This window comes from Xanthomonas sp. SHU 308, assembly GCF_000364645.1.
Classification (GTDB): Bacteria; Pseudomonadota; Gammaproteobacteria; order Xanthomonadales; family Xanthomonadaceae; genus Xanthomonas_A; species Xanthomonas_A sontii.
Genome location: NZ_AQOK01000873.1, coordinates 1 through 3,097 on the forward strand (window position 1 = coordinate 1; position 3,097 = coordinate 3,097).

A 3,097-nucleotide genomic window follows, 5' to 3' on the forward strand; every position below is an offset into this window, starting at 1 on the left:
TGTACCGCTGGCGGCAGACCGACGGGATGGACGACCTGGAGAGCACCGACGAGGTCCGCGCCAGCCCGCAGTCGATCGACATTCCCGCGCAGGGGCGGCAACTGCTGCGGCTGGTGCGTACCGGCCCTGCGAGCGCCAACGAAGGCGCCTACCGCCTGGTGCTGGAGGAACGCACCGCCCCACCCGACACCGGCGCGCCTGCCACGCAGGCCGCTCCGTTGCTGCTGCGCTATTCCACGCCGGTGTTCCTGAGCCCTGCGGACCCGGCAGCCGCACCGCGCCTCAGCGCCCACCTGATCGCCGGCGCGCGCGGGCCGGAGCTGGTGGTGCACAACCGCGGCAGCGCCCACGCCCGGCTCAGCGACCTGAGCTTCGTCGGCGCCGACGGCCGCACCCTGCCCCTGTTCCCCAGTCTCTCCGGCTATGTCCTGGCCGGCACCTACAAACGCTGGCCGCTGCCTGCCGCCGCGGCCGCGCCCGGCGGCCGCTTCGCGGCACGGCTCGACGACCAGGCGCCACTGCAGCCGCTGCCGGCCGAGTGAACCGCCCGGCACATTGCGCCAGCGGCCCCCGCCAGGTATAGTGCGCGGCTTCGTCGTGCCTGTCATGGCCGATGGACCGTCCACGCCGGACGCACCGGCGAATTCACACCTGCCGCCATCGCCCGTGCCGGGGTGCTCCGCAAGGAGTTCGGCCACGGAGGCAGCAGGGAGGCCCAACCCCGGAATCGTCGTGCGGCCCGCAAGGCCGTCGTCATGCGCGCGCTTCACCCATTCCTGCCCGCGCACGGCCGGTTCCCCATCAGGAGTCACTGCAATGCCCCAGGTCACCATGCGTCAGATGCTGGAAGCCGGCGTCCACTTCGGCCACCAGACCCGCTACTGGAACCCCAAGATGGCGCCGTACATCTTCGGCGCGCGCGGCAAGATCCACATCATCAACCTCGAGAAGACGGTTCCGCTGTTCAACGACGCGATGAACTTCATCTCCAGCGTCGCGCAGAAGCGCGGCACCATCCTGTTCCTGGGCACCAAGCGCAGCGCCCGCGACGCGGTGAAGGAAGAAGCCGAGCGTTGCGGCCAGCCGTTCATGACCCAGCGCTGGCTGGGCGGCACGCTGACCAACTTCCGCACCGTCAAGCAGTCGGTGGCGCGTCTGAAGGAGCTGGAAGCGGCCGAAACCGACGGCACCTTCGACAAGCTGGTCAAGCACGAAGTGCTGACCCTGCGCCGCGAGCGCGACAAGCTGGAAGCCTCGCTGGGCGGCATCAAGGAAATGAACCGTCTGCCGGACGCCCTGTTCGTCATCGACATCGGCCATGAAGACATCGCCATCAAGGAAGCCAAGAAGCTCGGCATCCCGGTGATCGCGGTGGTCGACACCAACTACAACCCGGACCTGGTCGACTACGCCATCCCGGGCAACGACGACGCCATCCGCGCCGTGCAGCTGTACGCCCGTGCCGCCGCCGACGCCGTGCTGGAAGGCAAGGCCGCTGCGCCGAACGCCGCCAGCGTGCGCGAGGAAGAGTTCGCCGAGGGCGGCGACGACAAGGGCCGCGGCCCGCGCAAGAACGGCAAGAAGGCCGAAGAGACCGCTCCCGCCGCCGAGTAACCGGCGCGCCATGCGGCTGCGCGATCATGCGCAGCCGCCGCCCGGCGCGTTCGGCGCGCCCGGCTTCGCGAGCGCCGCCTGCGGCGCCCGCTTCCCAGATCTACCGGCCGGCCGCAAGCCGGCCTTTTCCCACCTTTCGTGAGGACATCCCGTGGAAATCACTGCTTCCCTGGTCAAGGAACTGCGCGAGCGCACCGGCGCCGGCATGATGGAGTGCAAGAAGGCACTCACCGAGAACGCCGGCAACATCGACAACGCCGCCGAGTGGCTGCGCAAGTCGGGCCTGGCCAAGGCCGACAAGAAGGCCGACCGCGTCGCCGCCGAAGGCCGCATCGCGATGGCCCAGGACGGCGGCAAGGCGGTCCTGGTCGAAATCAACTCCGAGACCGACTTCGTCGCCAAGGACAACAACTTCCTGGCCTTCACCGACGCCGTCGTCCAGGCCGCCCTGGCCTCCGGCGCCGCCGACGTCGAAGCGCTGAAGAGCGCCAAGCTGCCCAGCGGCGAGACCGTCGAGGAAGCCCGTGCCGCGGTCATCGCCAAGGTCGGCGAGAACGTGCAGGTGCGCCGCCTGGTGCGCATCGACAGCGCCAACAACGTCGCCGCCTACGTGCACGGCGGCCGCATCGGCGTGCTGGTCGAGGTCAAGGGCGGCGACGCCGACCTGGCCCGCGGCATCGCCATGCACATCGCGGCGATGAACCCGCCGCACGTCAAGGCGTCCGACGTCCCGGCCGAGTTCGTGGCCAAGGAAAAGGAAATCGAGCTGGCCAAGATGTCGGAGAAGGACAAGGCCAAGCCGGCCGACATCCTGGAGAAGATCATCAGCGGCAAGATCGCCAAGATCGTCAACGAGGTCACCCTGTACGGCCAGCCCTACGTGCTGAACACCGACCAGACCGTGGAGCAGGCGGTGAAGGCCGCCGGCGCCGACGTGGTCGGCTTCCAGCGCCTGGCGGTGGGCGAAGGCATCGAGAAGGTGGTGGAAGACTATGCCGCCGAAGTGATGAAGCAGGCCGGCCTGGCCTGATCCCGCGCCCGGGGAGAAAAGAGCCGCGCATTGTCGCGGCTTTTTTTTTACGGGTGTACGCTGCGCAGGCCGGGACAGGCCGCTCCCCCACCTCTCATTCCATGCCGTATCGGAAGTGCATGCATCCTGAACTCGAAGCGATCCTGAGTCACTCCCGCGACCTGCCCTCGCCCCCCGGCGTTGCCTTGCGCATCATCGAACTGGCGCAGGATGCGGACGTGGACCTGGCCGCGACCGCCGATGCGATCGCCATGGACATGGCACTGAGCGCGCGCATGCTGCGCATCGCCAATTCCCCGCTGTACGCCAGCCGGCGTCGCGTCGACAACCTGGGCCAGGCGCTGACCATGCTCGGCCTCAACGCCGCGCTGAGCCTGGCGTTGGGCTTTTCGATGGTGCAGAGCCTGCGCGGCGGCAGCGGCGAGCCGCAGGAACGGCTGTGGCGACGCAGCG

General features: G+C 69.1%; 4 protein-coding genes. All 4 read left to right on the plus strand.

Translation table 11 applies throughout. From position 1 onward, the window contains the following. On the plus strand, positions 1–542 hold a 542-nt coding region (locus tag D588_RS25945), incomplete at its 5' end, for a molecular chaperone (protein WP_017917614.1). A 274-nt stretch (positions 543–816) separates the two neighbouring features. Beyond that, a complete protein-coding gene (rpsB, locus tag D588_RS0122565; protein ID WP_017908839.1) occupies positions 817–1,614 on the plus strand; it encodes a 30S ribosomal protein S2 in 798 nt (265 codons plus the stop codon). 151 nt (positions 1,615–1,765) lie between these two features. Further along, positions 1,766–2,644: a translation elongation factor Ts gene (tsf, locus tag D588_RS0122570; protein WP_017908840.1), complete on the plus strand. Its 879-nt coding sequence runs from the start codon at positions 1,766–1,768 to the stop codon at positions 2,642–2,644. Between the two features lie 119 nt (positions 2,645–2,763). After that, the coding region (locus tag D588_RS0122575; protein WP_157836508.1) for an HDOD domain-containing protein at positions 2,764–3,097 on the plus strand (334 nt) is incomplete at its 3' end.